Annotated in this window: 22 protein-coding genes; 10 read left to right on the top strand and 12 right to left on the bottom strand. The window is 67.3% G+C overall.

The annotated features are described in order from the left end of the window. Positions 1-18: 18 nt before the first annotated feature. From cysD to AC5Y4N_RS01000, 4 genes are read left to right on the top strand one after another with little or no spacing between them, the layout of a single operon-like run. Positions 19-936, top strand: coding sequence for a sulfate adenylyltransferase subunit CysD (cysD, locus tag AC5Y4N_RS00985; protein WP_499909509.1), 918 nt, complete (start codon positions 19-21; stop codon positions 934-936). After that, positions 936-2,795: an adenylyl-sulfate kinase gene (gene cysC, locus AC5Y4N_RS00990; RefSeq protein WP_499909507.1), complete on the top strand. Its 1,860-nt coding sequence runs from the start codon at positions 936-938 to the stop codon at positions 2,793-2,795. Before cysD ends, cysC begins: the two co-directional genes overlap by 1 nt. After that, positions 2,792-3,520: a 3'(2'),5'-bisphosphate nucleotidase CysQ gene (locus tag AC5Y4N_RS00995; protein ID WP_499909505.1), complete on the top strand. Its 729-nt coding sequence runs from the start codon at positions 2,792-2,794 to the stop codon at positions 3,518-3,520. Before cysC ends, AC5Y4N_RS00995 begins: the two co-directional genes overlap by 4 nt. 12 nt (positions 3,521-3,532) lie before the next feature. Further along, positions 3,533-4,009, top strand: coding sequence for an Rrf2 family transcriptional regulator (locus AC5Y4N_RS01000; protein WP_499909503.1), 477 nt, complete (start codon positions 3,533-3,535; stop codon positions 4,007-4,009). Here AC5Y4N_RS01000 and AC5Y4N_RS01005 read toward each other — a convergent pair. Both AC5Y4N_RS01005 and AC5Y4N_RS01010 read right to left on the bottom strand, forming a co-directional pair. Then, complete coding sequence (locus AC5Y4N_RS01005; RefSeq protein ID WP_499909501.1) at positions 3,994-5,385, bottom strand: hypothetical protein; 1,392 nt, start codon at positions 5,383-5,385, stop codon at positions 3,994-3,996. The two genes, AC5Y4N_RS01000 and AC5Y4N_RS01005, sit on opposite strands and share 16 nt — an antisense overlap. A gap of 50 nt (positions 5,386-5,435) precedes the next feature. Beyond that, the gene (locus AC5Y4N_RS01010; protein WP_499909499.1) at positions 5,436-6,230 is read right to left on the bottom strand and encodes a (2Z,6E)-farnesyl diphosphate synthase; all 795 of its coding nucleotides are present in this window, start codon (positions 6,228-6,230) and stop codon (positions 5,436-5,438) included. 154 nt (positions 6,231-6,384) lie between these two features. Between AC5Y4N_RS01010 and trhA the strand changes: the two genes are divergently transcribed. Continuing rightward, a complete protein-coding gene (trhA, locus tag AC5Y4N_RS01015) occupies positions 6,385-7,125 on the top strand; it encodes a PAQR family membrane homeostasis protein TrhA (protein ID WP_499909846.1) in 741 nt (246 codons plus the stop codon). A gap of 93 nt (positions 7,126-7,218) precedes the next feature. On the opposite strand, the gene AC5Y4N_RS01020 is transcribed toward trhA, so the two are convergent. From AC5Y4N_RS01020 to mca, 4 genes are read right to left on the bottom strand one after another with little or no spacing between them, the layout of a single operon-like run. Further along, positions 7,219-7,584, bottom strand: coding sequence for a nuclear transport factor 2 family protein (locus AC5Y4N_RS01020; protein ID WP_499909497.1), 366 nt, complete (start codon positions 7,582-7,584; stop codon positions 7,219-7,221). A gap of 10 nt (positions 7,585-7,594) precedes the next feature. Continuing rightward, the gene (locus AC5Y4N_RS01025; RefSeq protein ID WP_499909495.1) at positions 7,595-9,589 is read right to left on the bottom strand and encodes a thioredoxin domain-containing protein; all 1,995 of its coding nucleotides are present in this window, start codon (positions 9,587-9,589) and stop codon (positions 7,595-7,597) included. Then, the gene (locus AC5Y4N_RS01030; RefSeq protein WP_499909493.1) at positions 9,573-9,845 is read right to left on the bottom strand and encodes a hypothetical protein; all 273 of its coding nucleotides are present in this window, start codon (positions 9,843-9,845) and stop codon (positions 9,573-9,575) included. Before AC5Y4N_RS01030 ends, AC5Y4N_RS01025 begins: the two co-directional genes overlap by 17 nt. Further along, complete coding sequence (mca, locus tag AC5Y4N_RS01035) at positions 9,842-10,714, bottom strand: mycothiol conjugate amidase Mca (protein WP_499909491.1); 873 nt, start codon at positions 10,712-10,714, stop codon at positions 9,842-9,844. Before mca ends, AC5Y4N_RS01030 begins: the two co-directional genes overlap by 4 nt. Positions 10,715-10,800: 86 nt before the next feature. Here mca and AC5Y4N_RS01040 point away from each other — a divergent pair, with 86 nt between their 5' ends. From AC5Y4N_RS01040 to AC5Y4N_RS01050, 3 genes are all read left to right on the top strand, one after another. Further along, positions 10,801-11,217 (top strand): DUF4307 domain-containing protein, encoded by a 417-nt coding sequence (locus AC5Y4N_RS01040; protein WP_499909489.1) that lies wholly within the window; start codon positions 10,801-10,803, stop codon positions 11,215-11,217. Positions 11,218-11,438: 221 nt separating this feature from the next. Further along, on the top strand, positions 11,439-11,927 hold the full coding sequence (gene greA, locus AC5Y4N_RS01045) for a transcription elongation factor GreA (RefSeq protein WP_499909487.1): 489 nt from the start codon (positions 11,439-11,441) through the stop codon (positions 11,925-11,927). Between the two features lie 30 nt (positions 11,928-11,957). After that, complete coding sequence (locus tag AC5Y4N_RS01050) at positions 11,958-12,614, top strand: GOLPH3/VPS74 family protein (protein ID WP_499909485.1); 657 nt, start codon at positions 11,958-11,960, stop codon at positions 12,612-12,614. Here AC5Y4N_RS01050 and AC5Y4N_RS01055 read toward each other — a convergent pair. Beyond that, a complete protein-coding gene (locus tag AC5Y4N_RS01055; protein WP_499909483.1) occupies positions 12,606-13,754 on the bottom strand; it encodes a cystathionine gamma-synthase in 1,149 nt (382 codons plus the stop codon). The genes AC5Y4N_RS01050 and AC5Y4N_RS01055 overlap by 9 nt on opposite strands. 153 nt (positions 13,755-13,907) lie before the next feature. Further along, positions 13,908-14,495, bottom strand: coding sequence for a TetR/AcrR family transcriptional regulator (locus AC5Y4N_RS01060; protein ID WP_499909481.1), 588 nt, complete (start codon positions 14,493-14,495; stop codon positions 13,908-13,910). 98 nt (positions 14,496-14,593) lie between these two features. Between AC5Y4N_RS01060 and AC5Y4N_RS01065 the strand changes: the two genes are divergently transcribed. Continuing rightward, entirely contained in the window at positions 14,594-15,553 is a 960-nt protein-coding gene (locus AC5Y4N_RS01065; RefSeq protein WP_499909844.1) for an NADP-dependent oxidoreductase, read from the top strand. Positions 15,554-15,660: 107 nt separating this feature from the next. Further along, positions 15,661-16,830, top strand: a complete 1,170-nt coding sequence (locus AC5Y4N_RS01070; protein ID WP_499909479.1) for an acyl-CoA dehydrogenase family protein — start codon at positions 15,661-15,663, stop codon at positions 16,828-16,830. 20 nt (positions 16,831-16,850) lie between these two features. Here the strand turns inward: AC5Y4N_RS01070 and AC5Y4N_RS01075 are convergent, their stop codons facing one another. The 4 genes from AC5Y4N_RS01075 to AC5Y4N_RS01090 form a co-directional block, all read right to left on the bottom strand. Continuing rightward, the gene (locus AC5Y4N_RS01075) at positions 16,851-17,810 is read right to left on the bottom strand and encodes a hypothetical protein (protein WP_499909477.1); all 960 of its coding nucleotides are present in this window, start codon (positions 17,808-17,810) and stop codon (positions 16,851-16,853) included. 52 nt (positions 17,811-17,862) lie between these two features. Further along, entirely contained in the window at positions 17,863-18,213 is a 351-nt protein-coding gene (locus AC5Y4N_RS01080) for a DUF4190 domain-containing protein (RefSeq protein WP_499909475.1), read from the bottom strand. Between the two features lie 106 nt (positions 18,214-18,319). Further along, complete coding sequence (locus AC5Y4N_RS01085; protein ID WP_499909473.1) at positions 18,320-19,726, bottom strand: cystathionine beta-synthase; 1,407 nt, start codon at positions 19,724-19,726, stop codon at positions 18,320-18,322. Between the two features lie 52 nt (positions 19,727-19,778). Further along, positions 19,779-20,831, bottom strand: a complete 1,053-nt coding sequence (locus tag AC5Y4N_RS01090) for an alpha/beta hydrolase (protein WP_499909471.1) — start codon at positions 20,829-20,831, stop codon at positions 19,779-19,781. Positions 20,832-20,906: the final 75 nt, after the last annotated feature.

Genomic DNA, 20,906 nt, shown 5'->3' on the forward strand with positions numbered 1-20,906 from the left:
AACCCGGGAGATGGCGCAATGGCTTCATTGCTCGAAGCAGGCCACTACGAGCTCAGCCACCTGAGATCTCTGGAGGCCGAGGCGATCCACATCATCCGCGAGGTCGCTGCTGAGTTCGAACGGCCGGTGCTGCTGTTCTCCGGCGGCAAGGACTCGATCGTCATGCTTCACTTGGCGCTCAAGGCTTTTCGGCCCGCACGGCTGCCGTTCCCGGTGATGCACGTCGACACCGGGCACAACTTCGACGAGGTCATCGCCACCCGCGACCAACTGGTCGCCACCCACGGCATCCGGCTGGTGGTGGCCTCTGTGCAAGACGACATCGATGCCGGCCGCGTGGTCGAGACCGGGCCCTCGCGCAACCCGCTGCAGACCGTAACGCTGCTGCGCGCGATCCGCGAGAACAAGTTCGACGCGGCTTTCGGCGGCGCCCGTCGCGACGAGGAGAAGGCCCGCGCCAAGGAGCGGGTGTTCTCCTTCCGCGACGAGTTCGGACAGTGGGATCCGAAAGCCCAGCGGCCCGAACTGTGGAACCTCTACAACGGCCGGCACCGCAAGGGCGAGCACATCCGGGTGTTCCCGCTGTCGAACTGGACCGAATACGACATCTGGTCCTACATCGGTGCTGAAGACATCACGCTGCCCTCGATCTACTACGCCCATCGCAGGCCGGTGTTCGTCCGCGACGGCATGTTGCTTGCGGTGCACCGCTTCATGCAGCCCCGGCCCGACGAAGAGGTCTTCGAAACCAGCGTGCGGTTCCGGACCGTCGGCGACGTGACGTGTACCGGCTGCGTGGAATCCACCGCTGCGACGGTCGACGAGATCATCGCCGAGACCGCAGTCGCGCGGCTGACCGAGCGGGGCGCCACCCGCGCCGACGACCGGATCTCCGAGGCCGGCATGGAGGACCGCAAGCGGGAGGGGTATTTCTGATGACCACTTTGTTGCGCATCGCCACCGCCGGGTCAGTCGACGACGGGAAGTCCACGCTGATCGGCCGGCTGCTGTACGACTCCAAGGCCGTGATGGAAGACCAGTTGGAGGCCGTCGAGCGGACGTCCAAGGAGCGAGGCAACGACTACACCGACCTCGCGCTGGTGACCGACGGCCTGCGCTCAGAACGCGAGCAGGGCATCACGATCGACGTCGCGTATCGCTACTTCGCTACAGCCAAGCGGAAGTTCATCATCGCCGACACGCCGGGCCACATCCAGTACACCCGCAACATGGTCACCGGCACGTCGACGGCGCAGCTGGTGATCGTGCTCGTCGATGCGCGGCACGGGCTGCTCGAGCAGTCACGCCGGCACGCTTTTCTGGCGTCGCTGCTGGGCGTGCAGCACATCGTGCTGGCCGTCAACAAGATGGACCTGATCGACTGGGACCGAGAGCGATTCGAGAAGATCCGCGACGAGTTCCACACGTTCGCCGCGCGCCTCGACGTGCACGACGTGACGACGATCCCGATGTCGGCGCTGCACGGCGACAACGTCGTCAGCAAGTCGGACAAGGCGCCGTGGTACGAGGGGCCTTCGCTGCTGTCGCACCTGGAAGAGGTGTACATCGCCGGCGACCGCAACCTCGTCGACGTCAGGTTTCCGGTCCAGTACGTGATCCGGCCGCAGACCCTCGAGCACCGCGACCACCGCAGCTATGCCGGCACCGTCGCCAGCGGCGTGATGCAGGTCGGCGACGACGTGGTGGTGCTGCCGAGTGGCAAGACCAGTCGCATCACCGCGATCGACTCGCCGACCGGCCCTGTGACAGAAGCGTTTCCGCCGATGGCGGTGTCTATCACGCTCGCCGACGACATCGACATCTCCCGCGGGGACATGATCGCGCGCACCAACAACCAGCCGCGGGTGACACAGGAATTCGACGCGACCGTGTGCTGGATGGCCGACGACTCGGCGCTGGAACCCGGCCGCGAGTACGTCATCAAGCAGACCACCCGGACCACCCGCGCGATCGTCACCGCGCTGCACTACCGGCTCGACGTCAACACGTTGCACCGCGACAAGAGGGCAACGGCGTTGCAGCTCAACGAACTCGGTCGGATCACGGTTCGCACTCAGGTTCCACTGATGCTCGACGAGTACACGCGCAACTCGAGCACCGGATCGTTCATCCTCATCGACCAGGCCACCAACGGCACCGTGGCCGCCGGTATGGTGCTGCGGGACATGTCGGCCCGTGATGCCGCCGTGCGCGCGTCGAGCCCGAACACTGTCAGGCACAAATCCCTTGTGACAGCGGCAGATCGGTTGTCACGAGGAGTCACGGTGTGGTTCACCGGGTTGTCCGGCTCAGGCAAGTCCTCGGCGGCCATGCTGGCCGAGCGCCGGTTGCTGGAATCGGGACGCCCCGCCTACGTGCTCGATGGCGACAACCTGCGCCACGGCCTGAACGCCGATCTCGGGTTCTCGATGGCCGACCGTGCCGAGAACCTGCGCCGGCTCGCGCACGTCGCGACACTGCTCGCCGACTGCGGACAGGTGGTGCTGGTGCCGGCGATCAGCCCGCTGGCCGAGCACCGGGCGATGGCCCGCCGCATCCACGAGGAAGCCGGTGTACCGTTCTACGAAGTGTTCTGCGATACCCCGCTGGCCGAGTGCGAACGACGAGATCCCAAGGGCCTCTACGCCAAAGCGCGCGCCGGCGAAATCACCCACTTCACCGGTATCGACAGCCCGTACCAGCCGCCGAAGAACCCAGATCTGCGCCTGACGCCCGATCGCACCCTCGACGAGTTGGCGCAGGAGATCATCGCGCTGGTCGAGTCGCAGCAATGACGGACCATGACGTGGCGGCTCGGTTGGCCACCGAGGCCGGCCGGCTGCTGCTTGCCGTGCGCGAAGAGTTCGCCGACGCGTCCATCGCTGAGCGAAAAGCCGCTGGAGACAAGCGATCTCACGACTTCTTGATGGCGGCGCTGGCTGGCGAGCGGCCCGGCGATGCGGTGCTGTCGGAAGAGGGTGTCGACGACCCCGCGCGGTTGTCGGCGGACCGGGTGTGGATTGTCGACCCGTTGGACGGCACCCGCGAGTTCTCCGAATTGGGCCGCACCGACTGGGCGGTGCACGTGGCGCTGTGGCACTCGGGCGACCTGGTGGCCGGAGCGGTTGCTCTTCCCGCGCAAGGGATTACGCTTGCCACACCGCACGTGCCCACGCCGCCGCCCGCCCCGTCGGCTCCGCGGATCGTGGTGTCGCGCACCCGCCCGCCTGCGATCGCGCTCGACGTGCGGGACCGTCTCGGCGGCACGCTGGTCGAAATGGGTTCGGCCGGCGCCAAGGTGGCGTCGATCGCGCAAGGCGTCGCGGACGTGTACGTCCACGCCGGCGGCCAATACGAGTGGGACAACGCCGCCCCGGTTGCGGTGGCGCGCGCGGCCGGCCTGCACGCGTCGCGCATCGACGGCTCTGCGCTCGAGTACAACCGGCCCGATCCGTTGCTGCCCGACATCGTGGTCTGTCGACCCGAGTTGGCCGACGCTGTGCTGGCCGCGGTCAGCTGAGACAATCGGCGTATGCGGATGTCGGCCAAGGCGGAGTACGCAGTGCGGGCCATGGTCGAGTTGGCGACCGTCGGCGAAGGCGTGCTGCTCAAGACCGACGAGTTAGCGCACGCTCAGGGCATTCCCGCGCAATTTCTGGTCGACATCCTGTCCGACCTTCGCACTGACCGCTTGGTCCGAAGCCGCCGCGGCCGCGACGGCGGCTACGAGCTCGCGCGCCCGGCGGCGGAGATCAGCGTCGCCGACGTGCTGCGCTCGATCGATGGCCCGCTGGCCAGCGTGCACGACACCGGGCTGGGAGATCTGCCCTATTCCGGCGCCACCACCGCATTGACGGACGTGTGGCGCGCATTGCGGGCCAGCATGCGTTCGGTGCTCGAGCAGACCAGCCTCGCCGACGTCGCGGCGGGACAGCTGCCCGCCCACGTCGGCAAGCTCGCCCAGGACTACCTCGACCAGGAAGGGCAGCGCGGTCACCGCACGGGTTGAGGTGCTTGACTGTTCTGGCCGACCGGGATGCGGCCACGCAGGTCGGCCGCGATCAGCCGCGCCGCCGCGTTCTGCCAGTTGTGCAGCGACCGCTGCGGTACCTCGGTGACGAACCACTGCCACGCCCGCCGCGCTACCGGATCCAGCCCTGCGGCGGTGGCGTTCTGCGCGTAGGCCCGCACCCCCACGACGTAGGGGAAATACAGCGCGTTGTAGTACCGCCATTCGTCGGTGGTGCCGAAGTCGCCGCCGTCGCGGGGCTTGAGCCGGGCGATGCTGTCGGCGAGCAGGGCCTTCAATTCGTTGGCCCGTTCCAGCGGCTGGTCGGGCGCGCCGCGACGGGCCAGCCGCTCGTCGATCTCCGGCAGCGCGGTCAGCGGGCTGGCCACGAGCTTGGACAGGTCGCCGTAGTGGCCGAGTGCGCGGCGGGTCAAGCGCACGAACGTCTCGTCGTCGAGGTCGTCGAGTGGGCTGGCCTTGCGCAACGGCAGCGCGGCCTCGGTGCTGCGAAGCGTGGCCCGGTCGGCCCGCAGAGTCGGTGAGCGCCAGAACGCCAGCCGGTCCAGAAGCCCGGCGAGCGGGTCGGCGAACACGTGGATTCCGATCGCGACGGCCAGGCTGGTGAACAGCAGCGCTGTCAGCGCGGTCCGGCCGGAGCCGTCGGCGACGACGGCCACCCCGATCAGCGCCTGCCCGCCGAACAGTGTGGCGACCACGACCGTCGCTGCGAACGACCGCAGCATGTCCGCGCGCAGCGCCTGGCCTTCGTCGAACGCGTCCCACAGCGCGACCGCCACTCCCAGCAGCGCCACGTCGAACCCCGTCGACGCCAGCGCCAGCCAGCTGGGCACCAACCCCAGCGGGATGATCAGGATCGCGTTGCCGAGCGCGAAGAACAGCGTCGCGACGATCACGAAACCCGCGACCGGGCCCGGTTGCCTCCGGCGCAGGACCGCGACCAGCATCGCGCCGAGCGTCGACACCGAGATCACGGCGAACATCAGCCAGTGGCCGGCGCGCAGGGGCCCGTCGACGCTGCCGGCCATCACCGCGGCCGCCAGCACACCGGTGGCCACGACCGCAATCAGCAGGATCTCCCTAGCGCGGCTGCGCCAGCTGTCGCACGGCCGTGACAACTCCACAAGGACCGCGAACCACGCGACGGCGGGCACCGCGACGAGGTAGATCTCGACGCGGCTCAGCGTCTCGGCGTGCGCCGTGCTGACGACCCGAACCGCGTCGAGCGCCACCACAGCTGCGAAACTCGTCAGCCCGAGCGCGGCGAGGACCAGAACCGGCTTACGCGGGTCGCGGGCCAGCAGGTACAGGCCCAGCCACCAACTCAGCGTGAACACCAGCGCCGACAGGGCAGCCATGGCTCAAAGTCTCCCACGCGGTGAGCCGCGTGCGCGAAGAGCAGAAGGCTCTACATGCCGTATCGGCGGTGCCGAGCGCTGTAGTCGCGCAGCGCGCGCAGAAAGTCGACCCGCCGGAACGCCGGCCAATAGGCCTCGGTGAACCACATCTCGGAATACGCGCTCTGCCACAGCAGAAAACCGGACAGGCGCTGTTCTCCGCTGGTGCGGATGACGAGGTCGGGGTCGGGCTGGCCGGAGGTGTAGAGGTTTTCCGAGATCGCGTCGACGGTCACGGCCTCGATCATCTGCTCGGGCGTTGCGCCGTTGGCGAGCTCTTTGGACAGCAGTGCGCGCACGGCGTCGGCGATCTCCTGGCGGCCGCCGTAGGCGACCGCGACGTTGACGTGGAAGGTTCCGGCAGGCGCCGTCGTCGTGGACTCGACGGCTTCGCGCAGCCGTCGGGCCGGCTCTTCTCCGATCAGCTCGAGGTCGCCGACGGTCTGGACGCTCCAGCGGTACGCCGGCGCGCAGATCTCCTCGACGACGTCGGTGATGATTTCGATCAGCGCGTTGAGTTCGTCGCGATCGCGCTGCAAGTTCTCGGTCGACAGCAGATACACCGTGGCCATCTCGATGCCGGCGTCGGCGCACCAGCGCAGCATCTCGGCGATCTTCGCCGCGCCCACGCGATAGCCGTAGCTGACGTCGTTGTAACCAAGCTCACGGGCCCAGCGCCGGTTGCCGTCGCAGAGAACCGCAATGTGGCGGGGGAGCTCGGATTTCGAGCGTTCGAGCCCCTGCCGCAGACGCATCTCGTAGAGCCGGTAGAGCGGATCCTTGAGGCGCGGCGGAATGATCTCCACGGGAAGCCAGACTACTGTGACGAGGTGAAGATTCTGTCGTGAACTGTGGCCGATGAGCGCTCGCGCGAAGAGCAACAAGCAACCGATGAGCGCTCGCGCGAGGAGAACACAAGAGCCGATGAGCGCTCGCGCGAAGAACGACGCTGGAGGTGACATGGCCCTCGAAACCACGCGAGACACCCGCACCTCGACGACCCCGCGGGGGCCTGACGCGGAGGACTTCCCCGAAGCCGTCGTCGACGGGGTCGCCCAGTTCCTCAACAAGCCGCGGGCGCGCGGGTGGATTCACGTGTACGCCGCGGTGGTCGCATTGATCGCGGGCGCCGCGCTGGTGTCGGTGTCGTGGGCGGTCGAATCGACGCGCGCCGGGCTGGCCACGCTGATCTACACGTTCACGATCGTCGCGATGTTCGCGGTCAGCGGCGCCTATCACCGCGTCAACTGGACGTCTGCGACCGCGCGCAAGTGGATGAAGCGCGCCGACCACTCGATGATCTTCGTGTTCATCGCGGGCAGCTACACGCCGTTTGCGCTGCTCGCACTGCCGCAGCGCAGGGGGATGGTGTTGTTCTGGATCGTCTGGGGTGGCGCGCTGGCCGGGGTGGCGCTCAAGATGTTGTGGCCGTCGGCGCCCCGATGGGTCGGCGTGCCGCTGTATCTGGTGCTCGGCTGGGTGGCGGTGTGGTTCATCGGGCCGATCACGGAAGGCGCCGGGGTGGCGGCGACGGTGCTGCTGGCGGTCGGCGGTGCGCTGTACAGCGTCGGCGGCGTGCTGTACGGGTTGAAGTGGCCCGACCCGTGGCCCACCACATTCGGCCATCACGAGTTCTTCCATGCGTGCACCGCGGTGGCGGCGATCTGCCACTACATCGCGATGTGGTTCGCGGTCTTCTGACGCACTGCCGATCGGCGCGAGCGTGCGCTGCGGTACGCGTCCGGCGGCGTGTCGGTGGGCAGACACGCACCCTCGCGGCAGTAGTCGACGCGACTAGAGGAGGGCGAGGTCGTCCGACGACCAGAACGCCCGCATCGACGTGATCTTGGAGTCGTCGTCGAACGTCATCACGCTGATCGGCTCGACGCGGGTCCGGTTGTCGCCCATATCGACGGTCAGCCGCCACAGGAACGCCGCCTCGTTTGGGCCGACCTTCAGCGCCACCAATTCGGTTTGCTTGCCCAGGTTCTCGATCGCAGCGTAGAACTCGCGAATGGCTGCGTGCCCGCGGCGCAGCTCAGAGCCGACCGGGTCCTCGATCGTGGCGTCCTGCGCATAGAGTGCGACGACGTCGTCGGCGCTGCCCTTGGCGAGTACGTCGAGATAGCGGTTCACAGTCGCGGCGGGGTCACTCGGCATGAGCCGCAGGCTACACGGGCGCGCCCAGCGCCGACGCCAGCTGCTCGGCACTAGTGACCGGCACGTCGCAGACCGGCCCGCGGCACACGTAGGCGGCATCGGCCCCGTCGACCCGGCCACGGCCCGCGAGTAGTTCCGACGAATCGGGGGGACCGCCGACGACGATCGCGCCGCCGGGTGCCAGCACGCGAGCCTGTGCCAGCAGCTGCGACGACGAAGACTCGCATGCCACCGCGATCTGCAGCGGCCCACGGACTGCCGCTTCGGCGACGGCCAGCCAGTGCCCGGCTGCGCGGGGTGCCCGCTCGATCAGCAGAGCGTGTGCGGCCAGTGTCTGCTCGGCGGCCTGCCGGTACCGGTCGCCGTCAGGCGCAAGATAGCCGGCGGTCAGCAGCGCCTCGGTGATCAGCGACGCGCCGGAGGGGGTGGCGCCGTCGGCCGGATCCGAGGGCCGGGCCACCAGTTGCTCGGCGTCGGCTGCGGTGTCGAACCACCGGCCGGCGCTGTCCGGGTCGGCGTATTGCGCCAGCGCGGTGTCGAGCAGGTCGGTGGCGGCCATCAGCCACGACGCTTCGCCGGTGATCTGGTGCAGATTCAGAAGACCGGTGGCCAGCGCTCCGTAGTCCTCCAAGATCGCGGGACTGTCCCCCACCACGCCGCCGAGGCTCGCACGCCGCAGCCGTCCGTTGACCAGATGCAGGATCAGCAGTGCATCCGCGCACCGCGCAGCTGCGTCGATCAGCTCGGGGCGACGCAGCGCGACACCCGCTTCGGCCAGCGCGGTGATCGCCATGCCGTTCCAGGCGGTGACCACCTTGTCGTCGCGGTCGGGCTGCACGCGGCGCTGCCGCGCGGCCAGCAGTGCGGCACGCACGCGGGCGAACCGGTCGTCGTCGTCGGGATCCTCTGGGAGTTGCAGCACCGAGCTGCCGTGCTCGAACGTGCCCTCCGGCGTGACCGCGAAAACATCTGCCGCCCAGGCTCCGTCGTCGCTACCCAAAACGTCGCGCAACTCGGCTGGCGTCCAGACATAGGTGGAGCCCTCCCGGCCCGCGGCGTCGGCGTCCAACGACGACGCGAACATCCCGCCGGTCTCGAGCGCGTCGAGGAGGAACTGTGCGGTCTCGGCTGCGACCCGGCGGGCAAGCGCGTCACCGGTGCGTCGCGCCCAATGCGCGTAGGCCCGCAACAACAGCGCGTTGTCGTACAGCATTTTCTCGAAGTGCGGCACCACCCACGACGCGTCGACGCTGTAGCGGGCGAAGCCGCCGGCCAGCTGGTCGTAGATGCCGCCGCGGGCCATCGCGGTCGCCGTGCGCTGCACTGCGGCCAGCGGCGCAGGGCCGCCCGTGCGTTCGTAGGTCCGAAGCAGCGCTTCCAGCAGCGCCGACGGCGGGAACTTGGGCGCACCGCCGAACCCGCCGCGCGCCACGTCCTCGTCGGCCAAGATCGCTTGCACCGCGCCGTCGCACAGCGCGGGCGTGACGTCCGGTCCGCCGCTCGGTAGTCCCGACGACATGCGGCGCAATTCGACGGCAATCTGGTCGCCGGCCTGCTCGACGTCGTCGCGGCGCGTGCGCCAGGTGTTGGTCACCGCCGAAAGCAATTGCAGGAACTGAGGTTTCGGGTAGTAGGTGCCGCAGAAGAACGGCCGGCCGTCGGGAGTCAGGAAGCACGTCATCGGCCAGCCGCCCTGCCCCGTCAGCGCCACCGTGGCGTTCATGTACACCGCGTCGAGGTCGGGGCGCTCCTCCCGGTCGACCTTCACGCAGACGAAGTTGGCGTTCATCACGGCCGCCACCTCGTCGTCCTCGAACGACTCGTGCGCCATCACGTGGCACCAGTGACAGGCGGCATAACCGATCGACAGGAGGATCGGCACGTCGCGTTCGGCGGCTTCGGCGAGCGCGTCCGGCGTCCACTGCTGCCAGTGCACCGGATTGTCGGCGTGCTGACGCAGATACGGGCTCGTGGCCTGGCCGAGAGTGTTAGCCGCCGGGTTCACGGCGCGAGTCCTCACTGTCGGCGCTGTCGGCGTCGGCGTCGGCGTCCGCTTCTTGGGCTTTGGTCTCTTCGCCGTCAAATCGCGACGGAAGCTTCTTCAAATGCCGGTTCATCGACCAGATCAAGGCGAATGTGCCGATCAACAACAGCACGACGATCAGCAGGCCGACCGGGCTCGCCTTACCGAAATCCGGACCGGTGTTGCGCGGTGCGTCGTCGGCGAGCAGCACCAGCGCCGCGGCCGCCATGCCGGTCATGATTCGGGCTCGATTCCGGCGAACAGGTCGGTCTCCGGCAATTCCACCGGCACCCTGGATCGAGCGAGCTCGAATTCCTCTGTCGGCCACAGCCGTTGCTGCCATTCGATGGGCGCGGCGAAGAAGTCGCCGTTGGGGTCGATCTGGGTGGCATGGGCCCGCAACGCGTCGTCACGCTGGCTGAAGTACTCAGAGCATTCGATGCGCGTGGTGACGCGGTGGGCGAACACGTCGTGCTCGGGATCCCAATGCTTGAGCCACTTTTCGAACGGACCCTTTTGACCGTGCTTGGCGAATTCGTCTTGAAGCAATTGCATCCGCTTGCGCAGAAACCCGTGGTTGTAGTAGAGCTTCTTCACTTCCCACGGCTCGCCGGCGTCGGGAAACCGGTCCGGATCACCCGCGGCTTCGAACGCCGCGACGGAAACCTGATGGCAGCGAATGTGATCCGGGTGCGGATAGCCGCCGTTCTCGTCGTAGGTGGTCATCACGTGCGGCTTGAACTCGCGGATGACGCGCACCAGCGCCTCGGTGGGCTCCTCGAGCGGGACGAGCGCAAAACAGCCTTCCGGCAGCGGCGGCGGCGGGTCGCCTTCGGGCAGCCCGGAGTCGACGAAGCCGAGCCAACGGTGTTCGACGCCGAGGATCTCGGCGGCCTTGGCCATTTCGTCGCGCCGGATCTCGGCCATTCGCGCCTTGACCTCGGGTAGATCCATCGCGGGGTTGAGGATGCTGCCGCGCTCGCCGCCGGTCAGCGTGACCACCAGCACGCGGTTGCCTTCCGCGGCATAGCGCGCCGTCGTGGCCGCGCCCTTGCTGGACTCGTCGTCCGGGTGCGCATGCACGGCCATCAACCGAAATCCACTCACGTCTGCTCTACCCTGGTCCTTCGCTGTCTTGACGGTTCCTATAGTTCCAGTCCTACTGTCTCCCCTCGACCGATGGGCACCCAAACATGACCGAGCGTCCGTCCACCCGGTACGGGCGAACCCCACGGCGCGCCCGCCGCTGGATCATCGTCGGCCTGACTCTGGCGGTCCTCGCGATAGGTGTCACGGTCGCGCTGGTCGGTTACCACCGGCTCGGCCGCAGCGACATCGAGGGCACGCTTGCCGGGTACCGGCTGATCGACGACCAGACCGTGGAGGTGACCGTCAACCTCACCCGCGACGACCCGTCGCGACCGGCCGTCTGCATCGTGCGCGCCAAATCCCAAGACGGCAGCGAGACGGGCCGGCGCGAGGTCCTGGTGCCGCCGTCGACATCAGCTGCGGTGCAGGTGACCACCGTGGTCAAGACCAGCCGGCCACCGGTGATGGGCGACGTGTACGGCTGCGGCTACGACGTCCCCGGCTATTTGGTGGCGCCGTGAGCGTCGGCCCGAATATTGCCGAACGCTGAATTCCCGGTGACGCCGCGGTGGTACCCTCGATGAATACACGGTTCCTGCTGGGACCGTGTATTGCTGCATTTGCGCTGATTACGAGTCCGCCAAAACGGCAATACACGCGGGGTGTCCGCATGCTCCCGGCAGTGAGGCGGTGAACCGCTGTCGCGAGCATTCGCGGCACGAGGAGCAAGGAGCGCGACAAGATGACCGATACCCAGGTGACCTGGTTGACCCAGGAGGCGTATGACCGCCTCAAGGCCGAACTCGACCAGTTGATCGCCAACCGCCCGGTCATCGCCGCCGAGATCAACGATCGGCGCGAAGAGGGCGACCTGCGTGAGAACGGCGGATATCACGCCGCGCGTGAGGAGCAGGGCCAGCAGGAGGCGCGCATTCGTCAGCTGCAGGAGTTGCTGAGCAACGCCAAGGTCGGTGAGGCACCCAAGCAGTCAGGCGTGGCGCTGCCGGGCTCGGTGGTCAAAGTGCGCTATGACGACGGTGACGAAGAGGAGTTCCTCATTGGCACCCGCCAGGAGGGCATCACCGACGGAAAGCTCGAGGTGTATTCGCCGAACTCGCCGCTGGGCGCCGCGCTGATCGACAAAAAGGTCGGCGAGAAATGCAGCTATCAGCTGCCCAGTGGAAAGACGGCCACAGTAGAGCTGCTCAGCGCCGAGCCGTACCACGAGTAAGGGATCCCCGGGCGGTTAGAGTTCCCGCCCATGGCGCACATCGCCGAAGACCTTCTACTGCTGCTGCTCGACAACGCGACCAATCGGCCGGCGCTGGCACGAGAGCGCCGCGAGAAGCTGCTGGCCGCTGCGGTGCTGCTGGATCTGGCGTACGCGTGCAGGATCCGCCCGTCGGTCGACGGCGAACCGATGCCGCCGGGAAGGCTGTTGGTGCTCGCGGGGCCGGAGCTGGGCGACCCGATCCTTGATCCGGCGGCGCAGCGGCTGCAGCGCCGGCCGCTGACACCGCAGACCGCGGTGGCCAAGCTGCGCCGCGGCGTCGAGCCGGCATTGTTGACCACACTGCAAGGCCGCGGCTATGTTCGGCCAATCTACCTGCAGCGCAACGGTTCTCGGCTGTGGCCGATTGCTGATCGGTCCCGTGTCGACCACGCCCGGGCGCAGCTGCTTTCCGTGCTGTTCGACATGCGCGCCCCCACTCCGGCGACTGCGGCGATCATCTCGCTGTTGCACGTCACGGACGGCCTGGGCGCCCTGTTGAGCCTGAACGACCGAGGCTGGCGCTGGGTGCAGGCCCGTGCCGGCGACATCGCCGCCGGATGCTGGGTCGACGAATCGGGTGCGCCGGGCCTGCCCCAGGTGAACCTCGCGGTGACGGCGTCGGCGCTGCGACCCGCGTTAACCTAGCGCCTGCTCGAGATCGCCGATCAGATCCGCCACGTCTTCGATACCGACAGACAGCCGGACCAGGTCGTCGGGCACTTCGAGCAGCGACCCGGCTGCCGAGGCATGGGTCATCGCGCCGGGGTGCTCGATGAGCGACTCCACCCCGCCGAGCGACTCCGCAAGAATGAAAACCTCTGTGCGAGAGCATAATTCAAGTGCCGCTTGGCGACCGCCGCGCAGCCGCACAGACAGCATGCCGCCGAATCCGCTCATCTGGCGCGCGGCGACGTCGTGGCCGGGATGGCCTGGCAGCCCCGGGTAGAGCGTCTGGGTGACCGCGGGATGGTCGGCGAGGAATTCGGCGACGTGGGTGGCGTTTTCGGTGTGCCGCTGCATCCGAACCACGAGCGTTTTGAGACCCCGAAGGGTCAGGTATGCGTCGAAAGGGCCGGGGATCGCCCCGGCGCCGTTTTGCAAGAAGCCGAATGCCGTGTCGAGTTCCTCGTCGTTGGTCAGCAGCGCACCGCCCACCACGTCGGAGTGCCCGCCGATGTACTTGGTGGTGGAATGCAGGACCACGTCAGCGCCCAACGTCAGCGGACGCTGCAACGCCGGTGAGGCGAAAGTGTTGTCCACCAACACCTTTGCCGAGTGCGCATGGGCCAGTTCGGCAATTGCGGCGATGTCGGCAATCGACATCAGCGGATTCGTCGGCGTCTCGACGAGAATCAGCTTCGTCGCGCCGGTGATTGCGTCGCGCACTGCGTCCAGATCGGACTGCGGCACCGCGGTGTACGTCAAACCCCACAGCGTGAACACCTTGTCGATGAGCCGGAATGTTCCGCCGTACGCGTCGTTGGGGATCACGACGTGATCGCCGGGACGCAGCATCGCCCGCAGTGCACAGTCGGTCGCCGCCATGCCGGAACTGAAGGCTCGGCCGAACGTTGCCTCCTCGACTGCGGCCAGCGCGGTTTCCAGCGCGGCGCGGGTGGGGTTGCCGGTGCGTGAGTATTCGAAGCCGCCGCGCAGGCCGCCGACACCGTCCTGGGCGAACGTCGAGCTGGCGTAGATCGGGGTGTTGACGGCGCCGGTCGCCGGATCGGGCCGGTAGCCGGCGTGGATCAGCCGCGTGGACAGGCCTTTGCGCTGTTCGCTCATGAGCCACAAGCCTATGGGGACCCGCTGGCCCCGACAGAAGCAGTTCATGACACGACTTGTTCGTCTTGTTCGTCGGATCCCAGCTGCCCAGCGTTCGCCTGCCCGGGGGTGCGGCTCTCTGGAGTGAGGCCAGGTCAACTCCTCGGGACGGAACTACAGCGGGTCGGCGGAAGATGTGGAGCGGAGCCCGTCCATGAAGATGTCCAACAGGCGGCTCGCCCGGGCGTCGTGGTCGGGCGGCTTCGCCATGGTGAAGATCCCGATGAGGCCCGCGGCGATGTCCTCGGCGCTGACATCGGCACGGAGTTCGCCCGTCGCGCGACCGGCTTCGAGGATGTCGTCGATGGCCGCGAGCAATTGGGTCCGGGTTTGGGCGTGGGTGATCTCGCCGGCTTCGACCATCGCGACCAGCGTGTCGAGCATGCCGTTCTTCGTCGCGATCCAGTCACCGAACAGGTCCATCCAGCGCCGCAGCGCCGCCGGCGGGGGAAGCTGCGCGAGCAGATCGCGCGCGCCCGTAGTGAGTCGCGCGACCTGATCGCGGTAGACCGCGTCGACCAACGATTCGCGGGTCGGAAAGTGCCGGTAGAGGGTGGCGATGCCGACCCCGGCTTCGCGCGCGATTGCGCGCATCGACGGCTCGATGTCCGCGGACGCGAACACGCGCGTCGCCGCCTCGAGAAGTTGGGCGCGGTTGCGCGCCGCGTCCGCTCGCGGCCGACGATCCTCCGAGTCGTCCAAAGTGGATCGCGCTCCGTTTTGTGGTAAGGTGACTTCTACAACCGGAGCATAGTCCACTTTCGCTGCACTCATCCCATTCGAAGGAGAGACCAGTGAGCATTCAGGAACAACGCGTCGACACGCCGGTGTCCACCGGCCGCGTAGTCCGCCTCGAGTCGTTCGGCGGCCCCGAGGTGCTGACCCTCCGCCAAGCGCCAGCACCGAACGCCGGCGCAGGGCAAATCCGCGTGCGAGTCAAGAGCGCCGGACTGAATCCCATGGACTGGATCATTACCTCTGATGCAGACACCGCCGCCCGATTCGGTCTGAGCCTGCCGTGCGGATTCGGCACTGACTACGCTGGCGTCGTTGACCAGGTCGGCGAGGGTGTAACCGGCTTCGCGGTCGGTGACCGGGTGTTCGGCGGCGCCCTCTCCCGCGCGGTTGCTGACTACGTGGTCATCGATGTCGGCGGAACCGTCTCGGCAGGCGGCGATGCCCACCACACTCCCGACGGCCTCGACGACCGCACCGCCGCCACCCTCGCCATCGCGGGGTCCACGGCCGCCGCCGCTCTCGATGTGGTCAATCCCGGCCCGGGCGACACGCTACTCATCGGCGGCGCGGGAGGCGGAGTCGGTGTGTTCGTCGTCCAGCTCGCGCGGATCGCGGGCGCGCGAGTGATTGGGACTGGATCGCCCTCGTCGGCCGACGCCCTACGCGCCCTCGGGGCCGAGCCCGTCGCCTACGGTGACGGCCTAGTTGAGCGGGTCCGCGCCCTGGCTCCCGCCGGCCTCACCGCCGCTATCGACCTGTATGGAACCGAGACAGTTCAGGCGGCCCGGGAACTCGGTGTGCCCGACGAGCGGATCACCACCATCGCCGCACAGGTCGACGGCATTACGTGGGCCACCGGCGGCAACGCCGCTCCCGGCGCAGTCGAGGAGATTGCTCGTCTTGTCGCAGCGGGTCAGGTTCGAGTGCCCATCGCGGCCACCTTCCCCATGGAGCGGATCCGCGCCGCGGTCGAGCTTCAAGCCAGCCGGCATGTGCACGGCAAAGTCGTCATCGATATCTAGTCCGTAGCAGACGGCCATCCCCCCGGCGCCATCTCACGGGCCTACGTCCGCGTGCGCTCGGGGGTGCGCTTGGCCGCCGTGCGGTGTCGGCGGTGTACACATGGGGCATGATTACCGCCAGGATTGACGACCTCCTCGACGTCGACTCGCTGCTGTCGCCGGAGGACATCGAGTTGCGCAACACCGTCCGCCGATTCGGCGAGGAGCGCTTGCGCCCACACATCGCGGACTGGTTCGAAGCCGGCGAGGTTCCGGTGCGTGAGTTGGCCGCCGACTTCGGCAAGCTGGGACTGCTCGGCATGCACCTGAAGGGCTACGGCTGCGGCGGTTCGAGCGCCACCGCTTACGGGCTGGTGTGCCAGGAATTGGAAGCGGTCGACAGCGGGCTGCGCAGCCTGGTGTCGGTGCAGGGGTCGCTGGCGATGTTCGCGATCTACCGCCACGGCTCCGAAGAGCAGCGCCAGCGGTGGTTGCCGGCGATGGCCACCGGTGACGTGATCGGTTGCTTCGGTCTGACCGAACCCGACTTCGGGTCGAATCCGGCGGGCATGCGCACGACCGCCCGGCGCGACGGCGGCGATTGGATTCTCAACGGCTCGAAGATGTGGATCACCAACGGCACCGTCGCAGATGTTGCGATCGTCTGGGCGAGGACCGAGGAAGGCATCGCGGGCTTCGTCGTTCCGACGGACACCCCGGGTTTTTCGGCGCGCACGATGACACACAAGTTGTCCCTGCGGGCCTCAGTCACCTCGGAGTTGGCGTTCGACGATCTACGGTTGCCCGCAGACGCGAAACTGCCTGAGGCGCGGGGATTGTCGGGACCGTTGGCGTGCCTGTCGGAAGCCAGGTTCGGGATTGTGTTCGGCGCGGTCGGTGCGGCCCGGGATTGCCTGCAGGCGACACTTGATTACGTGAAAACCCGTGAGGTGTTCGACAAGCCGCTGTCCGCTTATCAGCTGACGCAGGCCAAGCTCGCCGACATGGCGGTGGAACTGGCCAAGGCGCAGCTGCTTGCGCTGCATCTGGGAGCTCTCAAAGACGCGGGCAAGATCCGGCCGGAGCAGATCAGCCTCGGCAAACTCAACAACGTTCGAGAAGCGATCGAGATCGCCCGCCAGTGCCGAACTCTGTTGGGCGCCAACGGGATAACGCTGGAGTACCCGGTGATTCGGCACGCCAACAATTTGGAGTCGGTGTTGACCTACGAGGGCACCTCCGAGGTGCATCAACTCGTGATCGGAGAAGCGCTGACGGGGGTCAGCGCGTTTCGGTAGCTGCTCGGGATGACCGCTCGCTACGGGGTGATCGGCGCTACCTGATTGCCGGTGAGCCTGCGATAGGTGAACACCAGCAGCAGGCTTGCCAACGGTGCCGCCACCAGCAAACCGACACCGCACAGCAATGCGCCGACGGCCGTGATGATGCCGGCGACAAGCCAGACCAGCAACGCGTTACCGACATTGCTCTTCACCGTGTCGAAACTGTTCTTGATCGCGTCGACTGGCGAGAGGTTGCGATCGAGCAGCGCGATGATCGTGAACATGAGCAAGAAGCTCGCGATCAGGCCGGGGAGGTAGCACAGCGCGTTGCCGACGGACACGATCGCGCTGACGATCAGCGCTGCAATGACCACGTTGCCGACGTTGCGCGGCCGGAAGAAGGTTCCCACTGTCACGTGATGCCCGTCCGCGAGCTCGAGAAGGCCTCTGATGTAGGCGGATTGGATCGTGTACGCGACGAGCATCAGGATGAACGAGACGACGATGTTGATGAGAAATCCGGTGGCGCTGAAAGCGCTCCAGGAGTAGCTGAACCCGGAATCCGACGACGTGTAATCGGCTCCCGGCGAGAACGCGATCATCAACCCGATCAGGATGCCGAGAACCACCAATTCGATGACGCCGTAGATGAGCGTTGCGACGACGAGCGGGCCGGCGTTCTTGCTGAACTTGTTCCACGCCCACGAGAACGCCTCGCCGAAGTCGAAACCCTGCCCTGCCCCGTAGCCGCCGTAGCCCGGGCCGGCGGCAGGCGGATAGTTTGCAGTGGGCGGTGGATAGCCACCGGGCGGCGGAGGCGGCGGGTAACCGCCTTGCGGTGGCGGTGGCGGCGGATAGCCACCCTGTTGTGGCGGCGGCGGATACCCACCTGGCGGTGGTGGATAGCCACCACTTTGCGGCGGGCCGGGTGGCGGATAACCACCGGAAGACGGAGGAGGCGGCGGCGGATACCCGCCGGGTGGTTGCTCGGTCATGATTCCTCTTTGATCGAATTAACCAGTGCGCCTTTAGATTTCGGCGGCTGACTCAGCTCGGGAAGTAAAAGGCGACAGCGACGATGATGCCGATGATCAACGAGACGGCGCCCACGATGATGCCGGCTAACGCAAGTCCTCGCCCTTGCTGGCCGGTCTGCTTGACCTGGTTCAGCGCGACGATGCCGAGGACGATGCCGACGATGGACAGGACACCGATGCAGAAAACGCCCAGAAGTGAGCAGACCAGCGACGCGATCGCCAGGCCGTTGGTGCCAGCGGCCGGCGCAGCGCCGGGATAGCCCGACTGAGGTGGCGGATACCCACCTCCGGAAGGTGGCGGTGGCGGCGGGTAGCCCCCGGGCGGTGGTGGCGGATAACTTCCTGGCGGCTGGTCGGTCATGGTGCCTTCCCACTCAGGTGAAGTAGCCGGGTGAAGCGGTGCTCACCATACCCGAGAAGATGTCGGAGAACCGTATAAGCGACGAAACGGCGAAAACGTTGCGCCGCTAGCTGCGTGCCGCAGCGCCAGACAGGAATCCGAGCAAATCCTGACGGGTGATGACGCCGACGGGCTTTCCCTCTTCGACCACCATGAGCGCGTCGCACTCACGCAGCATCTTCGCGGCGGTTCCGACCATTTCCCCTGTGCCGATCATCGGCATCGGCGGACTCATGTGCTGCGCCACCGCGTCGGCGAGTTTGGCGCGGCCCTCGAACACCGCCGACAGCAGTTCGCGTTCCGACACGCTGCCCGCGACTTCGCCTGCCATTACCGGCGGTTCGGCTCCGACGACCGGCATCTGTGACACACCGTATTCACGCAGAATGCCGATCGCATCGCGGATCGTCTCCGACGGATGGGTATGCACCAGGTCAGGCAGAGCACCTGACTTGCCGCGCAACACATCTCCGACGGTCGGCTGCGCCACCGAGCCGTCGAGGCGGGTGCGCAAGAACCCGTACGACGACATCCAGTCGTCGTTGAAGATCTTGGACAGGTAGCCGCGGCCGCCGTCGGGCAACAGCACTACCACCAACGCATCCGGCCCGGCCCGCTCAGCCACCTTCACCGCCGCGACCACGGCCATGCCGCATGACCCACCGACGAGCAGTGCTTCCTCGCGGGCCAGCCGCCGGGTCATCTCGAACGAATCCGCGTCGGACACCGCGATGATCTCGTCGGGAACAGTCGGGTCGTACGCGGCGGGCCAGAAGTCTTCGCCCACCCCCTCGACCAGATACGGGCGACCGCTTCCGCCGGAATACACCGAGCCCTCCGGGTCGGCACCGATGACGCGCACCGGTCCTTCCGGTCTGTCAGCCGAGACGTCCTTGAGGTATCGGCCCGCGCCGGTGATCGTGCCGCCGGTGCCCACGCCGGCGACGAAATGCGTGACGGCGCCGTCGGTGTCAGCCCACACTTCCGGTCCGGTCGTCTCGTAATGGCTGGCGGGTCCGTTGGGATTCGAATACTGGTCTGGCTTCCACGCGCCATCGATTTCGTCGACCAATCTGTCCGAGACGCTGTAGTAGCTGTCGGGATGGCCGGGCGGTACGGCCGTCGGGCAGACCACCACCTCCGCACCGTAGGCGCGCAGCACGTTCTGCTTGTCTTCGCTGACCTTGTCCGGGCAGACGAAGATGCATTTGTAGCCGCGCTGCTGGGCGATCAGCGCCAACCCGACGCCGGTGTTGCCCGACGTCGGCTCGACAATCGTTCCGCCAGGGCGTAATTCACCACTCGCTTCGGCAGCGTCGATCATCTTGACGGCGATCCGGTCCTTCACGCTGCCGCCGGGATTGAGGTATTCCACCTTCGCCACGACCCGGCCGGCGCCCTCAGGCACGACCGAGTGCAACTCGACCAGAGGGGTGTTGCCGATCAGTTCGCCGATGTGCTGCGCAATCCGCATGGGTCCATGATCGCAGCCGCGGTTCGGCGCCCGTCGCGCGGACCGAACGAGGCTAGTCGGTGGCTTCGCGGATGTAGCCGCCGATCTGCCGCAGCGACCGCACAGCTTCGGGAACCAGCGGCGCGCACAGCTGGAACACGTGCATCTGCCCCGGCCACACCCGCACCTCGACCGGCACCCCGGCAGCGGCTAACCGCCGCGCAGCCAACCGTGCGTCGTACAGCAGAACTTCAGAACCTGAAACGTGAATCAGTGTGCGCGGCAAGCCGGGTTCGATGTGATCCAGTGGCTCGTAGACGTCTTCGGGCTCGCCGTCGACCACGCGTCGAGACGCTGCCATCGCGATGAGATCGAGCAGTGCGTCAAAAGCCTTGGGCGGGAACATCGCATCGGTGCGGATGTTCGCGTGCTCTTTCTTGGCCTCGGTCTCCAGTTGCATCAGCGGCGACAGGGATACCATTGCGGCCGGTTCTTCGCCGTCTGCAAGCAATCGTTCGGCGAGCGCCAGGGCCAGGTAGCCACCGGCCGAATCTCCCGCCAGCACAATCTGATCCGGCCCGTACCCGAGGTCACGCAGCCACTGATAGCCGTCGTAGCAGTCGTCGATGGCCTGGCCGATCGAATGCTTGGGGATCATCCGGTAATTCAGCACCAGCACGGGCGCGTCGGCGTAGTGCGAGATCATTGTCGTCAGCCGGCCGTGCGTGTTCACTCCGCAGGTGAGGAACGCGCCGCCGTGCATGTACAAGACCACGCGCCGCTTGCCGTCGGCGGGCAGCACACCCTTGGCGCGGACCAGCTGCGCGGTGCACTGCGGCAGCTTCACGGTTGCCCGCACAGTGCCGGGGATGGGCAGCAACGCCCGCGCCGCGAAATCGATCAGCCCCCACGGCCATGGCAGAAACGGAACGTGGCTGCCAACTGTCAGCGTCGGACGAATTGTTAGCCGGGCGCCCAGCCAAGCCAGCCGCCCGGCGATGCTAGGACCGTCTTCGACGACCTCGACGGGCGCGCCGTCGCTGACTGGGTAGCGACGGGATTTCAGGGCGCGAGCTGCGCCGATGTGTGCGCGGGGCGACCCCGAGACCTTGCTTGGTGCGGTCATTTCACACTCCTACGCCGTTGTAGGCCGGTACCCCACGGGGTCACGCCGTCAGTTCCCGGTAACTTAGCTTGACAC

The organism is Mycobacterium sp. NGS19, assembly GCF_059813155.1.